This is a genomic window from Kitasatospora sp. NPDC051984 (assembly GCF_044593455.1).
Lineage (GTDB): Bacteria > Actinomycetota > Actinomycetes > Streptomycetales > Streptomycetaceae > Kitasatospora.
This window is the reverse complement of record NZ_JBIUCB010000018.1, coordinates 70,981-87,616: the sequence shown is the minus strand read 5'-3', so window position 1 is coordinate 87,616 and position 16,636 is coordinate 70,981. Positions and strand designations below refer to the sequence as shown.

Here is a 16,636-nt window from a genome sequence, read left to right as displayed (position 1 = left end):
TCTCGTCTTAGGTGTACATGGCTCCCCACCGCTCGGAGGCGGCGGTGGGGCGGAGGGAAGGCGACTTGCGCTCGCGGACCATCCGCGAGACGAGCAGCGAGCCGAGGTGTTCGGCTTCCTGCTCCTCGGGAGTGTTGTAGGAGGTGCGTGCCGAGACGCCGAGTGCGCCCATCCAGTCGATCTCGGATGCGAGTTGGGCGTCCGTCTTGAAGTCGGCCCGGTTCACGGTGCCGGCGTGGTCGAACAGGATGTGGCCCAGCTCGTGGGCGATGATCTGCAGGCGCAGCAGCGGTGGCGCGCTCTGCTCGTAGAAGACGACCTCGCGGTCGTCGTAGCGCTGGCGCAGGCCGCATCCGTCACTGTCCTGCATCGCCTTGGGCTCGCACTCGATGCGCCGACCGACGCGTGCGGAGACCGCCTCGATCAGTTCGGCTTCGGTGAAGCGGTGAGGAAGTTCGAGTTGGTGTAGAAGGTCCTCGCAAGCGGTGCGCAGCAATTCGGCATGCACGATCCCCTCCCAGGAAATGATCAAGACTTCGCCGCCCCGGAACGCGCATCGGATTTAGCGGCCCGGCGTCACGGCGACGGGAGGATGTTAAGCACATCGCATAAAGATCGTTTAAGTGTCGACCTTGCCTCAACGCCCACTTACTGGACGGTATGGGTCCACGTCGTCACGCAGCGTCGCGGCTTGCGAGTGTATGACCTGCGGAGATCCCGATGCCTGCGGGAGAGCCGCAGGCGTCAATTTAGGTACTTCACTACCGAAAGTAGCAAGCGCAGGGACATGTCAAAGGTGGGAGTGACATCCATCACCCTCATGCGTTGCTGGATTTCTTAAGGGTTTCCCAGGGGGTGGAGTGCATCTCTCCAGTTAGGGGAGCGCTTCCCCTGGCTGGGGGGCTGCACTCTCTGATGGGGAATCGGAAATGCGGGCTGTTGAATCTTCGCGCGTAGATTTTCTGGCATGCCTGAGCCCACGGGGAGGGCGGACTCAGCGCGTCGGCTCGCCGGGCTCCTCTGCCGGGGGCAGGCCCTGTGAGCTGCGCGCCATGTCGATCGACTCCTTGACGAAACGCAGGCCCCGGGCATCGAGCCCCTTGCTGCGCAGGGCGATCGACTGGACGCCGGCGTCCTCCATGGCCCGCTGAAGGTCGCGGCCGGCGATCTCCGTTTCCGGGTCGTCCGAGACCCAGTAGGTCGGGGGCACGTCGAAGAAGGCGGCGATCTTCATGAGGGTGTCGATCGTGGGGTTGGTGCGATCCCCCTTGCGCATCCCTCGGAGCAGCGTGTCGCTGATCCCGGTGCCGGCGGAGACCTCGCCGACGGTGTACGGTCCGCGGTCCTCGGGGTGGCGCTCCTCGAAGAGGCGATCGAGGCGCGCGGCGATCTGTGCAAGGCCCTTGTCCTTGTCTGCTTGTCCGCCCATCGCCCTGTCCTCCGTGTCGGATCGTCCCACGGGCGCACTTTAGTACCCAATGGTGCCCGGATGCACGCCAGGGTCAGAACTTTAGTGCCCCATTCGGGCGAACTCTGGTGTACGTTGATCTCGCCGAAGGGAAACTTAAGTGCAGAATCCCTGGTGGGGGGCCTGTATCGCGCCCGCTCATCCGGGGGCTGCCTTCGCTGGCGCGCCGGGTCGACCGGCAGGGCAGCGGCTTCGGCCGCCCTCGGCGGAGGACCCGGAAGTTGGCGCTCCCGAACTCCTCCGCACGCGAGGGCGTCGAACACAACCGACGCCGGCCTCCGAATCTCACAACGCGGCCGGACATCAGCCCAGGAGTCTCGCATGTCCTCCTCGATCCGCACAACCGGGGCCTGTGACGGCCGCCTGGTGGCTACCACCTCCGTGGCCTTCGCCGAGATCCTCGCCAGGCTCGCCCCCGGTGCCGCCTCCGTGCGCCTAAACAGCGCCGCCGAAAGCGGCCTGCCGCGCACCGCCGAGGCGTACGACGCGCACGGTCGACACGTCCCCCAGCCGCTTGCGATCCGCCAAGCGATGGCCCGATGGATCAGTACTGCCTTCCCACTCGACCGCGGATGCGCCCACCACCTTGACCTGGCCACCGGTGAGCTGACCGCCCTCGCCGCCGCCAGCGGCGAGGACCTCCCGCTGGCGGCCTGAGCCTCCGTCTTCACTCGCGTCCGCTGACCGAGTACCCGCCGCACCCCTGACGACCGCGCAGCGCAGGCACGCTCCGCCGGGACCGACCGTTCCGTTGCCGAAGGCAGCCGCGCCCCTGACGCGCCCTCTCTCGCCCTTACCCGTTCCGCGCTGACGGCACCGCCTGCCCTGGCGGCCGATGCCGCGCGCACCAGGCGAAACCTCTCACCTCCATGTCTAGCTCCCTTCTGCCCTCGCGCACCTCCGCCGACAGGGCACAGGGCGGCCCCGGCCTGCCCGTTTCCGACTCCGAGCAGTGGATCTCCACCACCGGCTCGCGCATCGCCCCCGACCCCTACACCTGGATGCAGGCCGTCCACTGGACGCACGACCTCGGCGCCCGCACGCCGGTCCGCGGCCACGGCCCGCGGTTCGGAACGACCACCGTGCTGCTGGCCCAGCAGCTCGCCCAGCTCAACCCCTGCCGGCCCGGCGTGGACTTCCTCGCCCGGATGCTCAAGGTCTCCACGCGCACCGTGAAGTACCACATGGCGATCCTGCGCGAGGCGGGCCTGCTGACCTACCGCGTCAAGGGCACGCGCGTGCGCCAAGAGCGAGCCCGCGCAAGCGAGTTCGCCCGCACCATACCCGCGTCCTTCGACCAGGCCCTGGGCCTGCGCACGGCTCCCTCGGACAGCTTCATCCGGGCCGTCGTCGGCGTCTCCGAGCACGGCCGCACCCAGCTGGCCCGGCTCGGGAAGAAGGCCGCACGCACCCTGCGCCGCAAGGCCCGCAGGACCAAGAAGCCCTCCTTTTCTGCGAGTTCGGGTTGCACCCCAATGGAGGGTGGTTCCCGCACTGTCTCTCCTGCAGCACTTACCGCTTCTCCCTCTGAGGGCAAGCCTCGAAGCGGGGAGTCCAGCAGTTCCCCGACGAGAAGAGGAAGAACCCGCAAGGCACTGAACGCCGTCGGGCGCCGCTACCAGCTCGGCCTGGAGCTGGTACGGCAGGTCCCGTGGCTGGCAGGTACGCCGGTCGCGCGGGTCGCCTGGGCCGTGCGGCACCTGGCCGACGCTGGCTGGACGGCCCACGAGGTGACCGCCGTGCTCGCCCTGCGCGCGCCCTCCGACCGGATCCACCGGCCCAGCGGCTTCCTGACGGCCCGCCTGGTCGGCGTGGAGAAGCTGTTCGACACCGCGGCCAAGCGCGCCAACCTGGTCGCCTGGTGGCGCGACAGCCGCCAGGCCAGCCGGGAACGCCACGCCGAGTGGAGCAGGTCGTGGTCCGCACCGCGAAGCAACGCGGTCGCCCGCCTGGTCCGCGAAGCCCTCACCGCCTCCAAGCCCAAGCCGCAGCACGTCGAACTGCCGCAGCAGCCCACCGACGCCGAGCAGACCGAGGTCCGCACCCTCGCGTGGCGCCAGTACCTCGCAGGCCAGCCCGAACTGGTCGCCTCCGCCGTCGCCCTCGCCGGCCGCGAGGCGGCCGAGCAGATCTACGGCACCGACCTCGTCCAGCGCGTCGTGCGCCTCGCCACCACCTCCAGCCATCTCACCACCGGAGCCGTCCGATGATCCCGCCCGACGAGCCCTGCGGCGTCCGCGTCGTGGCCGACCACGGAGGCAGGGCCGCGCCCGCGCCGAGCAACTGCACCGGGCCGGACCGCCGCCCGCACGGACCAGTCAGATCCCGGAAGAACGGCTCACCCGACTATCAGCGCGCCCTCGCACACCTGCAAGGAGCCCGCGCCCGCGTCCCGGCCGACCCGCTTGCCGCACCGGCCATCGAGCCCAAGGTCCGCGCCCTCGCCAGAGCAGCCCCCGCGCCCGCCGCCAGCAGCTGAGCGGCCCAACCCGTGCCACCGCCACAGGGCCGCCACCGACCAACCGCCTGCCGCAGCAGGCCCACCACGGAGAACACCGCACCGTGCCCGACACCCAGCCCACCCCGATCCAGCTCGTAGGCCGCCGTCGCGATCACAGCTGGACGACCGACGCCGCCTGCGCCGGCAGCCCATCCCCGGACCGGTTCTACTCGCTGCCCAAAGAGACCAAGCAGACCGCCGCCGCCAAGTCGGTCTGCAGGTCCTGCCCCGTCAGCGAGCAGTGCCTGGAAGAGGCCCTGGACCTGAATGACCGCTGGGGCATCCGCGGAGGACTGACTGAGGCCCAACGCCTCGTGCTCCACCGCCGTGCCACCGTCCACCGCTGGGAGGAGCAGCGCATCCGCGACGCCCTCGCCGGCCGGTCGGGGGGCCTCTCCAGGCCGGAACGCATCTCTGTGGTCACCGTCGCCGCGATCCTCGGCCTGGACGTGAACACCTGGGCGTCCGTACTCGGCATCAGCCGCAAGTACGGCCTCGAACTGCTGCGCGAGGCCCGCAAGACCATCGACAACCAGCCGCTGGCAGTCCGGCGCGAGCAGCGCATCGCAGCCTCCTTGGCCGCCAGCCGGGCGGTGGCCGCGTGAGCAACGGCCAGCGACTCCGGCCCGGGATGTCCTGGTGGGACAAGGCCGCGATTGGCGCCATGGGCGGCGTCGGCGGAGCCCTGTCCTACGACGCCCTGCAGCAGATGGCCGTCGCCATGCACATCCGGCCCGAACTGACCTACCTGTTCCCCGTCGCCATCGACGGATTCATCGCTTACGGCACCAGGGCGCTGGTCGTGCTCAAGGAAGCGCCGCTGAGGGCCCGCTTCTACACGTGGAGCGTGTTCGGCAGCGCCACGGCCACGAGCGTCTGGGCCAACTGGACCCACGCCGTGCGCCTCAACGACCTCACCCCGCCCAGCGAGGGTCTGCACCTGTCGAACTGGTCCGTCGGCGTGCTTAGCACCATCGCACCGCTGGTGCTGGGCGGCGCCACCCACCTCTACATCGTCATGTCCCGACACACCTCCGGCGCCGACGCGGACCCCGAGCCCGCCTCGGAGACGCAGGAGTCGAGCAAGACCCGCTGGTGGAGCCGGCGGGGCGCATCCGGTCAGGACGACCCGACCAAGACCGCGGTCCGCACCCGATGGTGGAGCCGCAAGCGCACCGAAGACGCAGCCCTGGAGAGCGCCGCGTCCGCGACCGCGGACGAGCATCCCGAGCTGACCGCCGTCCCCGCGCCGTCCCCGGTGTCGCTGACCAAGGCTCATCCGGAACCGGCCGCGCTCCCGCCGGAGTCAGCCACCATCTCGGGGACGCAACCGCAAGCCGTCCCCACCCCCGGAACCGAGTCCGCCGCCGCCAACGGGACCGTCCCCGGTCCCCAGGCTTCCGCCGCTGCCCCCGGCCCCGGGACGGTCCCCGAGAACAGGACGGCCCCCGCCCCCGCGACCGCCCCGGTGGGACCGGAGCAGAAACCGGGAGCCGTCCCCGGTACCACGGCATCGCCGGGACCGGCGAGCAGCCCGTCCGGGACCGTCCCCACCGTCCCCGCCGAATCCGTCCCGCTGGTACACGCCGCGCCCCCAGCGGTTCCCGCTGCGGCGGCCACGCCAGCCGAACACGGTCCCCGGCACCGAGACGGATCGGTCCCCAACGGCAGCGCAGCGTCCCGGCCAGCCGGCGAGGCCGACGGCACAGGCCAGGTGAGCGACGCCATCGCGACCGCAACCCCCCACACCCCAGCCTCCGCAGCGACCTCCCCGCCCCCGGTCCCGGCCGTCCCCGCCCCGGCCGACGCCGCAACCGCTCGTCCCTGCGGCCCCGGGACCGTCCCGGCACAACCGACCGCACTCAGGGCCGTCCCGACACCGGGGACCGCGAGCACCGGGACCGGTCCCGAACCCCGACCGCTCCCGGACCCCGCCAAGGAAGCCGGTCCCCACACCGGGACCGTGGACACCCCCGGCACACCGACCGTCCACAGCGGGGACCGGCCGAGGCAGGGACCGGGGACCGTCCCGAGGATCAGCACCACGCCCAAGGCCGTCCCCGCCGCTCCGTCCCCGGTCCCGGGTGCTGCCCGGGGACCGGACCGCGAAGCCCGGAAGCGGGAGCTGAGTGAGGACGAGCTGGAGGCGCTGCTGCCGATCGGGCGCACCGTCGCCGCCACCGCCGAGGGACGGCTGACCCGCGAGACCCTACGCGCCGGCCTCCGAGCCCAGAACGTGCCGATCAACAACACCGCGCTCGGCCAACTCCTGCGGGAGCTGAAGGACATCGAGGGCAAACCCCCGCCCGCCCGACGCTGACCGTCCCGAAACCCGCCGAACAGGCCACCACCCCACCCGAGGAACCGACTTGACCGCCAAGAACAACACCGACGAACACCTCACCATCGGTCTGATGACCCTGCTGCGCGACACGAAGCTCCTGCACAGCGCCGACGGGGCGAGCGACGGCAGCTGGGTCGTCCGCCGGACCCGCTGCGGTCCGCAGTTCGTCCTGGAGACGCCGCCGGACGCAATCGAGTACGCCATCGAGGTGCTCGTCGACTACCAGCTGGAAGCCGCCTCCGCACGGTGAAGTCGGTTGCCGTGCAGCCGCTTTGACCTGCACTGCCCGGGGCGGGGACCGGCACCGATGGCGCAGCAAGCTATCGCCTGGGGCAGCCCTACGGGCCACCCCAGGCACTTGCCCTCGCCCCACGGGGGCGAGGGACCTGGGTGGAGTCGAGCGAGGGCGCTCGACTCCACCCAGGAACCCGGAGCGAGGGCGCTCCGGGAACCGAGGAAAGGAGAAGCCACGACCACGCCACAATCCCAAGACCCTGAAGCCGAGTTGACGCCCAAGCGCCGTCCGCGCCGCCGCCACCGCGACGCCCAGCAGCGCCCCCACCGCATCGTCACCCGCTTCAACGCCGCCGAGCGCGACGAGATCATCGCCGCCGCCGAACAGCGCGAGCAGACCGTCTCCCGCTTCGTCGCCACCAGCACGCTCGCCGCTGCCCGCGGCCACAGCAGCGCCCGCGACCCGCAAGACCGCCTCGACCGAGCCGTCGACGTCCTCGCCGCCGCCCGCGCCCACCTCGCCCGAGTCGGCAACAACCTGAACCAAGTCGCCTTCGCCTTCAACGCCGGCGGCCACGTCCAGCCGGCCGACCTCGACGCCACGCTCGGCGCGGTCCGCGCCGCCGTCGCCACCGTCGACCGCACCGCTGCCCAGCTCGTCACCGGGGCCGCCGGTGGTCCCTGACGTCAGCCGCGGATCGAAGACGTACGGACTGCTGGCCTACCTCTTCGGTCCCGGGCGGCGCGACGAACACGTTGACCCGCACATCGTCGCCTCCTGGGACGGGTTCGCCCCGGACCCGGGCCGCGACCCGAACGCCACGCTCTCGCAGCTGGAGGCCGCGCTCGACCTGCGGGTCAACCAGCTCGGCGACCGGCGGCCCAAGCGGCACGTGTGGCATTGCCCCGTCAGCGCGGACCCCGGCGACCGGCTCCTGACCGACGAGGAGTGGGCCGAGGCCGCCCGCCGCGTGGTCGCCGCCGCCGGCATCGCGCCCGAAGGCGATCCGGACGGCTGCCGCTGGATCGCGGTCCGCCACGACCCCCGGCACATCCACATCATGGCCACCATCGTGCGCGGCGACCTGCGCCAAGCCCGCCTGAACGGCGACGCGACGCGCGCACAGGCCGAATGCCGTCAGATCGAAAAGGACTTCGGCCTCAGGGAGCTGAACCAGGGCGACGGGACCGCCGCCAAGCGGCCGACCAGCGCCGAAGGCCACAAGGCGAAACGCCTCGGCAAAGGCGAACCCGTCCGGCTCCAACTACGCGACGCCGTCCGGCGCGCCCTCGCGGGCGCCGCTGACGAGCAAGAGTTCCTCGACCGACTCAAGACGGTCGGCCTCCTGGTCAGCTTCAAGACCGGACCGTCGGGCGACGTGCTCGGATACTCCGTCGCCCACCCGGACGACCGCAACGCCAACGGCGACCCGGTGTTCTTCGGCGGCTCCCGGCTCGCCCCGGACCTCTCCCTGCCTCGCATCCGCAAGCGACTGGGCACCGGACCGGTCGACGCCGCCGACACCGTGCCGCCCGACGGCGCGGCGACGGGCAAGGTCCGCACGCCCGACTCGCGAGCCGCGCAGGCCCGGCGTGGCGCAGCCCAGGCGGTCGAGGCCGCCGCCCGCACGATCGACGAAGGCGAAGCCGAGCAGGTCGCCGCCCAGCTCGCCGGAGCGATCGAGGTCATCGACGTGATCGCCATCCGCGCACCTGCCGACACCCGCGCCCAGCTCCTCTCAGCGGCGCGGGCGTTCGAGCGCGCCTCGCGCAGCCACGTCCGCGCCGAGCGCGCCGACAACCGCAGCCTGCGCTACGCCGCCCGGCAGCTGCTCTCCAGCGGCTACGCCACCAACCGCGGCGAGGACGGCGGGGCGACCGCCATGCTGCTGTCCACCCTGGTCCTGCTGGCCATCGCCGCCGCCCGCTGGCACTCCGGCCAAGGCCACGCCCAGCAGGCCGCCGCCGCCGACGCCGCCGCCCGCGAACTGCGCACGGCCTACTGGACGGTTGCCGCCAGGCCGATGGCCGCGATGGCCCAGGGCGGCCGGACGCTGCCGACGCCGGCCCGCGAACGCCAGAACGAGATCATCCGCACCCGGCTGGCCGACGTCGAGGGTGTCCCCAGGGAAAGGGAGGGCTGGGACGCGCTCGCCGCGACCCTCGCCGAGGCGGAGGCGGCCGGCCATGATTCGGCCGCGCTGCTTGAGGAAGCCAGGTCGTGGCGAGAGCTGGACAGCGCAGACTCGGTCACCGCGGTGATGGTCTGGCGGGTCCGGCGGATCGCCGGACTGTCGGCCGCACCCGAGCTCACCACCGCGAAGCGCGGCACAGGCCCCCGGAGCGGACAGGCCGCCGCTACGGCACCCGCGCCGAGGCGACGCCCGACGCGCTGACCGAACCCGATACGCCGTCGGGTCTGACACGCTAACGTGGCCTCGCTCTGAGAAAGCAGCACCGAGGACGCCAGCCCCGCCGGGCTGGCGTCCTCGGCGTTTCCGGCACCCGGCCGGAGCATCGGAAGGAACGGAAAACGAAAATCGAACAGGCGTACGATAGCGGCATGAGTACCGCCCTCCCGCGCCCCCGACCCGAACGACTCCACCTCGGGAACGACGACGGGGACGCGAGGCCCGCACCCGCAGCGCTGCTGACCGGCCCGGGCCGCACCTGGCCGACGGAGGCCCGCTGGGTGCGGGCGCAAATCCGCGTCGGCGGGCAGTGGCGACCTGCCCGGATCGAACACTGGCGGCTGCGTCTGGGCAGCCTGCGCTGGTCGGCGCAGGTCACCTGGCAAGGAGAGGACGGCCTCCCGGTCAGCGGGTGGTACCTCTGCCAAACCGAGGGGCTGCGCCTGCTCAGCTGATGTCAGACACGCTGGCGCGGCTTCTTCTGGCCCGGTGACATGGCTACTCGCCGACGCGGGGAATCTTCCGCAAGAGTGCCTGCGGGTTGGCCAGGAGGGCGGCCAGCTGCAGCAGCGCGATGTTGGCCAGACCCCGGGGGAGCCTGCCTGTATGGGAGAACAGCGTCGCCTTCTCCTCGGCATCGAGCTTCAAGTATGAGTGCGCGCTGTTCCGGTCGACCCGCAGGTACCGGCTGGTGGCGGTGTCCCAACTGCGGTCGATGGTGCCGCCCTTCTTCGTGGGAATGCCGACCAGGCCGTTAGGCCCGAGGTACTGGCTCGGCACGAACTCGTCCTTCACGCGCCCGAGCGCGTCGACGCCGAGTTGACACGCCGGCAGCAGAACGGCGGCCACGTCAGCGGGCAGCGCCTGTGCGAGGTCGCCGAGGACCTTCTGGGCCTGGCTCGGCTTGAGGGCCTCGTCGAACGAGCCGATCCCCATGCCCTCCAGCGTGTCCAGGGCGTCGTAGGCCGCGCGCAGCTGCGCCGTCTCATGCTGCTCGGTCAGGAGCATGACCTCCCCAACGTCTCGGAAGAGGCGTTCCACACTCGCCAGGTACTGCCAGTGCCGAGCAGGGTCGTACGGGCCCGCACTCCGCGGCTGAGGGAAGCGACTCGGGTCGGTCACGACGGTCAGCAGCTTGTTCACGGCTTCGATCCACCAGCTGACGAACGACCGGAACTGCTCGGCCGTCGCGGCCGGCTGCTGCAGCCCCATCCGCTGCCGCGGGCCGATCATCCGGTCGTCGCCGTAGGACAGCGCGTCGACGAGCTGGTTGCTCGGCCACTCCGCCCCCGGGCGGGGCGCACCGAACAGCCACACACCCACGGCGTGGTCGCGTGCCGCGGTCGCCCCGAACAAGTACGGGGAGGCGACCGCCAGAGCCGGGGAGAGAAACGGCTGCAGCCCGTGGATAGCACTGGTGGCCAGGCCGACCCCCGGACGCTTGGTCGGATCGGCCGAGGCCACCTGCGGGTAGATGAGCGCGTGGTGGAGGAGCCGGACCAGCGTGTAGCGCTGGCTCAGCTCGCTGGCCATGTCGACCACCATGAACTCCGACTCGGGGAGCACCGGCAGAGCGCGTTCGGTGAAGAATCCACGAAGGCGATCCGGGAGAACCTGCAGGCCCGAACTCTGAAAGGTCAGCTGGAACTCGGCGACCCGGGCCGGAAGCGCGTCGTCAGCACGCAGCTTGGCCAGGAAGGGGTCGAAATCCTGCGCGCTGAGGCCGACCCCCCGATCGGGCAGTGTGCTCAGCTGCCGGAATCCGGCCTCGGTGTGCGGGACGCTGCGAATGACGAGCAGGCGCGGCTGCGCCTGGCTGTAGGACTCCCTGGTCCGGATCTTCAACAGGCTTCCGTCACGCCGGTGCTGGAGTTCTGCCGAGTCGAGCAGGTCATTGAAGCTGGCGGTGAGTGGCGGCGGCACGTCAATGACGATCCATCCGGGCGTGGCGGGGCGAGAGGTCATGACGACCATGATGTCCGCCCAAATGGCCGATTGCGCATGTTTTTCCCGGTACGCCGACGCATCACCAGCCAGGATCGAGGCCCTCCTGCCGCCCTAGCACAAGATCGGCCGGATGCGTCCGGCCGTGCTGCACGGAATCTGGTGATCCGCCCGCCGACGGACGCGATCGACGTTGCGTCGGCGGGCGTACCACCCCCGTCCCGCGCAGCAGGAGAGTGACCGTGGAATCCGAGCCCCAGGTGACGGTTCTGTTCACCGAGAAACCCCACGAACTGAACGCCTACGTGTACGGGCCGTTCACGCCCAGGACCATCGACGCCGCACAGATCAGCCGGCGCTATCCGCACATCACCGGCCCACTCGAACACCGCGGCCTCGAATGCGTCGAGGACTTCGGGCTGAGCGGCTACATCCTCCACGTCCTGCTGCCCAACGGCGGGTACCTGACGATCTCCCCGCCCCAGGGGAACGGCGAGATCGCCGACGCCATCCCCGGCTTTCCCAACAGCTGGCACGTCACCCGGGACCACCCGGACGCCAACGACCAGTTCGAGGTGATCTACAGCAGCGAGCCCGGCGGCCCGCACGAGCACAACCGCGGCAGCGTTCCTGCGATGCTGGCAGCGGTGTACCAGTGCCTGGAGCAAATGGGCGTCCCTGGCCGTGAGGAACTGCTGGCCACCCAGGCGCGTGCCGAGCAGCTGCTGCGCGAGGCCGGCTTCCTCGACCGCTCCACCAACGACGACGTCCGGTTCCAACTGCCTCCCGGCGCGACGGGGCTCGCCGCGCGCAGCGCCGCGGTCACCCGTGCCGTCCGGTCCTTCAAGAGCGAGGGCATCGGCTACGTCTGCCCGGCCGACCTCCTCGGCGTGGTCGTCCAAGCCGCGCCCGCAGCGGCTTCGTCGCCCCGCGGCTCGGCCGCCCGCACCACCTCGGCGACCCTGCCCTTCGTCACGCCGCCGACGGCACCGGGCGAGCGGCTGACCGAAGCGCTCAGCGGCCAGCCCCACCAGCCGGTCCTCCGCCTGCAGTAGCAGTTCAGCGCGTGCACACTCGGCCGCCGTGCCCGACCGGCCCCGCCGCCGCGTAACCCCTTTCTGACCTGAACAGATGAAGGAACGTCGCCATGCTCGTCGTGCTCTCCGCCCTCCGCTCCCATCTTGAGGACCGGCTCACCGAGCGCGGGCAGCAGATTCTCGCCGTCGTACCGCCCGCCGTCCAGACCGACCGCCAGGCACGCGGTGTCGCATACCCGATGCTGACCGTCGCCGCGTGGGACGACCGGCGCCAGTTGTCCGCCCTCGCTGACGAACTGGCCACGCTGCCCGTCGAGTCGGTGGTCACCACCGACGAGCCCTGCCTGCGGGCCGCCGCATTCTTGCGCGAACGGCTCGGCCTGCCGGGTCAGTCTGTGGAATCGGCAGCAGCCGGAACGGACAAGCACATTCAGAAGGACGTGCTCGCCGCCGCCGGCGTCCCCGTCGCTGGGCACGTCACGCTGAACAGCGTCGCCGACATCGAGAGCGCAGCCGCGCAGCTCGGCTGGCCGGTCGTCGTGAAGCCCCGCAGGGGATTCGCCGCGATCGGAACCCTCCTGGTCCGCGACCGGGACCACCTCGACCGCCTGCTTGCCAGCGGCGCCTTCGGCCCCCAAGCGCTGCCCGCCTGCCTTCACGCCTCCGGCATCCACCGGGGACTGGACCACGCCAGCGGCGGCCTCATGGCCGAGGAAGGAATCGACGTCATCGCCGAGTTCCACTGCGAGATCCTGCGCCACCACGGCCGCGAGGTCTACGCCGTGCCGGGCCGCTATCCCGGCCCGCTGCTGGGCACCACCGTCCTGGGCTCGGTGCTGCTGGGTGCCGGTGACGGCCAAGCCCAACAGGTCATCGACCTGGCCCGCGCTGCCGCCGATGCCCTCCACCTGGTCACCGGGTTCGCCCACGTGGAGATCCTGCTCGCACGCTCCGGTGACCTGCTGGTAGGGGAGATCGGGCTGCGCCCCGGCGGCGCCATGCTGCCCCACCTGCTTAAGCTCCAGCACGGCATCGAGCCCTGGGCGCTCGCCGCCGACTTGGCGATGGGCCTGCCCCCGCAGGTGCAGCTGCGCAGCGGCAGTCCGACCGTGGCCTGGGCCGCCCCGATCGCCCCGCCCGGCTGGATCACCGACATGGACAGCGTCGAGGTCCTGCGGAAGCGGCCCGGTGTCATCGACGTCCACCAGCTCGTCCATGTCGGCCAGCAGAGCCCCACCCGCGTCGGCACTCTCACCCCCGCCGGCCACGTCTTCGCCATCGGAGAAACCGCCGAGCAGGCCGAGGCCCACGCCCACCAGGCCGCCAGCGCCTGGCAGATCACCACCAGCGACCTGCCGCCGCATGAAGAACGGCCGGTCCGCTAGGACCCCGGGAGGTCGCTCCCCGTCCCTCCGTTCCCACCCGAACTCCACTGCTGGAGCAGCCGCTTGTCGACAGCCGCCGCCGGTCCCCCCACCCGCTTTCCGGCCACGTACTGGGTGCTCGTGATCGGATCCGGCGCCAACCGCATCGGCGCCGTCCTCGTTCCGTACCTCACCGTCTATCTGGTGACCCGGCTCCACCTCTCCATCAGCACCGCCGGCCAGGTCCTGGCCGCGTTCGGCGCGGGCTGGATACTGGGCCAGCCGCTCGCCGGTGCCGCCGCCGACCGAATCGGCCGCAAACCCACCATCGTTGCCTCCCTGACCCTGACCGCCACGGCGTACGGGCTGCTCGCCCGCGCCACCGCTGTCCCCGAACTGATTGCCCTGGCCGCCGCGATCGGGCTGGTCTTCGACGCGCCCCGCACCGCGATCACCGCGTGGATCGCGGACATCCTCACCGAGCAGCAGCGCGCCCGCGGCTACGGCCTGCAGTACTGGATGCTGAACGCGGGCGCCGCGGCCTCCGGCATCGTCGGCGGCTTCCTCGCCAGCTCCCACATGGGCTGGCTCTGCGCGGTCAATGCGCTGACCTGCCTCGCGTTTGCCATGGTCGTCCTTGCCCTGCCCGCCACCCGCGACCACCCGGCCAACCCCGCAGATCCCGTTGGCTATCGCAGTGTCCTAACCGACTGGCGCCTGCTGTCGTTCACCGGCCTGTCGTTGGTCACGCTTACCGTGTACCAGCAGATGGTGTACGGTCTCCCGCTGGCCATCCACGCCGACGGCGTGTCGCCCGCCGTCTACGGTGCGGTCAACGTTGCCAACGCCATCACGGTCCTGGCGTTGCAGCCGCTGCTGCAGCCGCTGATGGACCGCACCCCATCGTTGCGAACCTGCGCGGTCGGAGCCCTGGCCATCGGCCTCGGCATGGGAGCCAACGGCCTCGCCCACTCCGCCGCCGTGTTCATCGCCGCTGCAGTCCTGTGGAGCCTCGGCGAGATGGCGTTCTGCGTCGGGGCCGCCGCGTACGTCACCGGCCTCGCACCGGACGGCGCGCGTGGCCGCTACCTCGGTGTCTGGGGCGCCGCGTTCGGCGGCTCCGCGCTGGCAGCTCCGCTGATCGGCGCCCTCGCCCTCAACCGCGGCCCCGGCTGGCTGTGGATGGGCAGCACCGTGCTCGCGTCGCTGTGTGCCACAGCCCTCGCTCTCCAACCCGCCGGCCGCCGCCCTGCAAGCGCCTGACCACTGTCCCTTCTCCGAAAAAGCCGGCTCCGTGCCCTCGCAGCGAGGAACGACCTGGTCACCCAGCCGCCAGAGCCTCGCAACCCCGAACGGAAAGACCGCATGCCCCACACTTCCGACGACACCGTCCTCCTCCTCATCTCCTCGGGCAACCCCGCCTACCGCGCCTACTGCCTCGAAAGCGCCGCGCGCCGCCACCGAGTTGTCCTGGTCGACGCCACCGCTCCGACATGGCAACTGCGGCACATCGTCGATCACGAGGTCGCTGACCCCCACGACCTGGCCGCCCTTCGGGAGGCTGTCGCCCGCCTGGCCGACCGCCACACCATCGCCGGCGTTCTCACCTGGGACGAGTACTGCCTGCTGCCCACCGCGCAGATCGCGACCGACCTCGGCCTGCCCGGCCAGTCGTCCGCGACCGCCGCGGCCTGCCGCAACAAGAGCGCCGCGCGCGCCGTCTGGGCAGCCGAGGGCGTGCCGTCCGCGCAGTCGATCCGGGCCACCTCGCTCGTCACCGTCAACACCGCCGCCCGCCGCATCGGATACCCCGTCGTCCTCAAGCCCGCCGCGTACGCCGGCAGCATCGGCGTGATCAAGGTCGAGCAGGCTCAGGACCTCCCGGCCGCCTACGTCTACGCCTCCGAAGAGGCCGTCGGTCAGGGGGCGGAGGGCTCCGGCCTTCTCGTGGAGGAGTACCTCGACGGACCCGAGATCTCGGTGGAGTGCGTCACCGTGTACGGCATCACCACGCCGGTCGCCGTCACCCGAAAGTTCCTGGGCCCGGAACCGCTGTTCCAGGAGGTCGGTCACACCGTCGTCGCCGACGATCCGCTCCTCGCCCAGGTCGGCCCCGTCGCCGAGGCCGCGCTGGACGCCCTCGGCGTCAACACGGCCGTGTCCCACGTCGAGATGCGGCTCACCAGCAGCGGCGCGCGCCTGATCGAGGTGAACGGACGCATCGGCGGTGACCTGATCGGTCGTCTCGTCCAGCTGGCCACCGGTATCGACCTGCCGGCCATCGCCGCGGACATCGCCCTGGGCCGAGAGCCCGACCTCACCCCTACTCGACGGGAGGCCGCCGGAGTCCGCTTCATCCTGCCCTCTACCTCGGGCACCATTCGCCGTGCCCAGCCCCGCGAAGAACTCGGCAGCCCGGACTGGCTGGAGCGGCTGCGCTTCGAGCACGAGACCGGCGAGCAGATCCTCCTCCCCGACGACGGCGGGAACTTGCATACCGGCCGCCTCGCACACGTCGTCGTCACGGGTGCCGACGCGGACCAGGTCCATGCCCGACTGGATCACGTGACCAGCCTCCTCGACGTGGAGGTTGGCGAGACCGCCTGAGCCGCGGAACGTGGCGGGCCCGATATGGACAACGACCGGACCCGCCACGGCCAACGCGGCCAGTTCCAGCGGCGCAGAACGCGAAAGATCACGATCAGGCATCGGTGCCGGATTTCGGGAATATTCAGGGTCCGGGCCTCGGTTAAGCCCACCATCTGCCTCACGAAAGGGCTTGCAGCTTGTCGGACTCGCCGAGACGCGATCTGAACCCGAACGACCCCTCGATCCCTCCGCTCTCCGACGCCGGCCTGCACATCCCGGACTATCCCGTGATGGTTCCCGAGCCCGCCCCTGGCGGTGCCGTGATCCGCGTCGTCGAGTACCCCGGCGAACTGAACCCGCGGGGCACCCTCGTCCTTTGCTCCTCGTGCCGCGCGAGCCGCGACTGGCTGCTTCTGGAGACCCGCCGGCGCGTCTTCGTGCGCTGCCGGTGCGGCTACGAGTGGGAGGAGGGCGAGCTGGACATCGACTTCTTCGAGGAGAACTTCTCCTACGCGGACCGGTCCTGGGGTGACGCCGAGCAGGCGCTGACTGACCTGGGCTTCGGGGGCGAGTTCGCCGGGATCTACTTCAACTGACCCTGTACCAGCACTTGCTGGCCGCGGCGGTCCGCTGTCCGCGGGCCGGGAGGCTGCGGCGGGTTCGGGTTGATCACCCGCGGTCCGGCCCGTGTCCGGAGTTGGCGCTGGACGCGCCGAGGGCGGTGGTGCACAAGGAACATCCTTGT

At 71.2% G+C, this 16,636-nt stretch carries 17 protein-coding genes; 14 read left to right on the top strand and 3 right to left on the bottom strand.

Annotated elements, in window-relative coordinates; translation table 11 throughout:
• Nucleotides 1-7: 7 nt before the first annotated feature.
• Complete coding sequence (locus ACIHEI_RS28275; protein ID WP_396608613.1) at nt 8-508, bottom strand: ImmA/IrrE family metallo-endopeptidase; 501 nt, start codon at nt 506-508, stop codon at nt 8-10.
• Between the two features lie 486 nt (nt 509-994).
• The gene (locus ACIHEI_RS28270) at nt 995-1,459 is read right to left on the bottom strand and encodes a helix-turn-helix domain-containing protein (protein WP_396608612.1); all 465 of its coding nucleotides are present in this window, start codon (nt 1,457-1,459) and stop codon (nt 995-997) included.
• A 375-nt stretch (nt 1,460-1,834) separates the two neighbouring features.
• Here ACIHEI_RS28270 and ACIHEI_RS28265 point away from each other — a divergent pair, with 375 nt between their 5' ends.
• The 9 genes from ACIHEI_RS28265 (at nt 1,835) to ACIHEI_RS28225 (ending at nt 9,412) form a co-directional block, all read left to right on the top strand.
• A complete protein-coding gene (locus ACIHEI_RS28265; RefSeq protein WP_396608611.1) occupies nt 1,835-2,125 on the top strand; it encodes a hypothetical protein in 291 nt (96 codons plus the stop codon).
• Nucleotides 2,126-2,337: 212 nt separating this feature from the next.
• A complete protein-coding gene (locus ACIHEI_RS28260) occupies nt 2,338-3,678 on the top strand; it encodes a transcriptional regulator (protein WP_396608610.1) in 1,341 nt (446 codons plus the stop codon).
• Nucleotides 3,675-3,947 (top strand): hypothetical protein, encoded by a 273-nt coding sequence (locus tag ACIHEI_RS28255; protein ID WP_396608609.1) that lies wholly within the window; start codon nt 3,675-3,677, stop codon nt 3,945-3,947. Before ACIHEI_RS28260 ends, ACIHEI_RS28255 begins: the two co-directional genes overlap by 4 nt.
• Nucleotides 3,948-4,030: 83 nt before the next feature.
• A complete protein-coding gene (locus ACIHEI_RS28250; RefSeq protein ID WP_396608608.1) occupies nt 4,031-4,573 on the top strand; it encodes a WhiB family transcriptional regulator in 543 nt (180 codons plus the stop codon).
• Nucleotides 4,570-6,288 carry a DUF2637 domain-containing protein gene (locus ACIHEI_RS28245; RefSeq protein WP_396608607.1) on the top strand — a complete coding sequence of 573 codons (1,719 nt, stop codon included), beginning with the start codon at nt 4,570-4,572 and terminating at the stop codon, nt 6,286-6,288. Before ACIHEI_RS28250 ends, ACIHEI_RS28245 begins: the two co-directional genes overlap by 4 nt.
• 49 nt (nt 6,289-6,337) lie before the next feature.
• On the top strand, nt 6,338-6,562 hold the full coding sequence (locus ACIHEI_RS28240; RefSeq protein WP_396608606.1) for a hypothetical protein: 225 nt from the start codon (nt 6,338-6,340) through the stop codon (nt 6,560-6,562).
• Nucleotides 6,563-6,817: 255 nt separating this feature from the next.
• The gene (locus tag ACIHEI_RS28235) at nt 6,818-7,231 is read left to right on the top strand and encodes a plasmid mobilization protein (protein WP_396608605.1); all 414 of its coding nucleotides are present in this window, start codon (nt 6,818-6,820) and stop codon (nt 7,229-7,231) included.
• Complete coding sequence (locus ACIHEI_RS28230) at nt 7,221-8,942, top strand: relaxase/mobilization nuclease domain-containing protein (RefSeq protein WP_396608604.1); 1,722 nt, start codon at nt 7,221-7,223, stop codon at nt 8,940-8,942. Before ACIHEI_RS28235 ends, ACIHEI_RS28230 begins: the two co-directional genes overlap by 11 nt.
• Nucleotides 8,943-9,109: 167 nt before the next feature.
• A complete protein-coding gene (locus ACIHEI_RS28225) occupies nt 9,110-9,412 on the top strand; it encodes a hypothetical protein (protein WP_396608603.1) in 303 nt (100 codons plus the stop codon).
• Nucleotides 9,413-9,455: 43 nt separating this feature from the next.
• Here the strand turns inward: ACIHEI_RS28225 and ACIHEI_RS28220 are convergent, their stop codons facing one another.
• Nucleotides 9,456-10,922, bottom strand: coding sequence for a hypothetical protein (locus ACIHEI_RS28220; RefSeq protein WP_396608602.1), 1,467 nt, complete (start codon nt 10,920-10,922; stop codon nt 9,456-9,458).
• Between the two features lie 221 nt (nt 10,923-11,143).
• Between ACIHEI_RS28220 and ACIHEI_RS28215 the strand changes: the two genes are divergently transcribed.
• From ACIHEI_RS28215 to ACIHEI_RS28195, 5 genes are all read left to right on the top strand, one after another.
• Nucleotides 11,144-11,956: a hypothetical protein gene (locus ACIHEI_RS28215; RefSeq protein WP_396608601.1), complete on the top strand. Its 813-nt coding sequence runs from the start codon at nt 11,144-11,146 to the stop codon at nt 11,954-11,956.
• A gap of 92 nt (nt 11,957-12,048) precedes the next feature.
• Nucleotides 12,049-13,323: an acetyl-CoA carboxylase biotin carboxylase subunit family protein gene (locus ACIHEI_RS28210; RefSeq protein WP_396608600.1), complete on the top strand. Its 1,275-nt coding sequence runs from the start codon at nt 12,049-12,051 to the stop codon at nt 13,321-13,323.
• A 63-nt stretch (nt 13,324-13,386) separates the two neighbouring features.
• The gene (locus ACIHEI_RS28205) at nt 13,387-14,565 is read left to right on the top strand and encodes an MFS transporter (RefSeq protein ID WP_396608599.1); all 1,179 of its coding nucleotides are present in this window, start codon (nt 13,387-13,389) and stop codon (nt 14,563-14,565) included.
• A 102-nt stretch (nt 14,566-14,667) separates the two neighbouring features.
• A complete protein-coding gene (locus ACIHEI_RS28200; RefSeq protein ID WP_396608598.1) occupies nt 14,668-15,909 on the top strand; it encodes an ATP-grasp domain-containing protein in 1,242 nt (413 codons plus the stop codon).
• A 272-nt stretch (nt 15,910-16,181) separates the two neighbouring features.
• Nucleotides 16,182-16,487 (top strand): hypothetical protein, encoded by a 306-nt coding sequence (locus ACIHEI_RS28195; protein ID WP_396608597.1) that lies wholly within the window; start codon nt 16,182-16,184, stop codon nt 16,485-16,487.
• Nucleotides 16,488-16,636 lie beyond the last annotated feature (149 nt).

Bases quoted from the DNA above. Each gene is read 5' to 3' on its own strand.
- ACIHEI_RS28260 (WP_396608610.1), top strand. From the start codon at position 2,338: ATGTCTAGCTCCCTTCTGCCCTCGCGCACCTCCGCCGACAGGGCACAG.
- ACIHEI_RS28255 (WP_396608609.1), top strand. From the start codon at position 3,675: ATGATCCCGCCCGACGAGCCCTGCGGCGTCCGCGTCGTGGCCGACCAC.
- ACIHEI_RS28225 (WP_396608603.1), top strand. From the start codon at position 9,110: ATGAGTACCGCCCTCCCGCGCCCCCGACCCGAACGACTCCACCTCGGG.
- ACIHEI_RS28220 (WP_396608602.1), bottom strand. From the start codon at position 10,922: ATGACCTCTCGCCCCGCCACGCCCGGATGGATCGTCATTGACGTGCCG.
- ACIHEI_RS28210 (WP_396608600.1), top strand. From the start codon at position 12,049: ATGCTCGTCGTGCTCTCCGCCCTCCGCTCCCATCTTGAGGACCGGCTC.
- ACIHEI_RS28200 (WP_396608598.1), top strand. From the start codon at position 14,668: ATGCCCCACACTTCCGACGACACCGTCCTCCTCCTCATCTCCTCGGGC.
- ACIHEI_RS28195 (WP_396608597.1), top strand. From the start codon at position 16,182: ATGGTTCCCGAGCCCGCCCCTGGCGGTGCCGTGATCCGCGTCGTCGAG.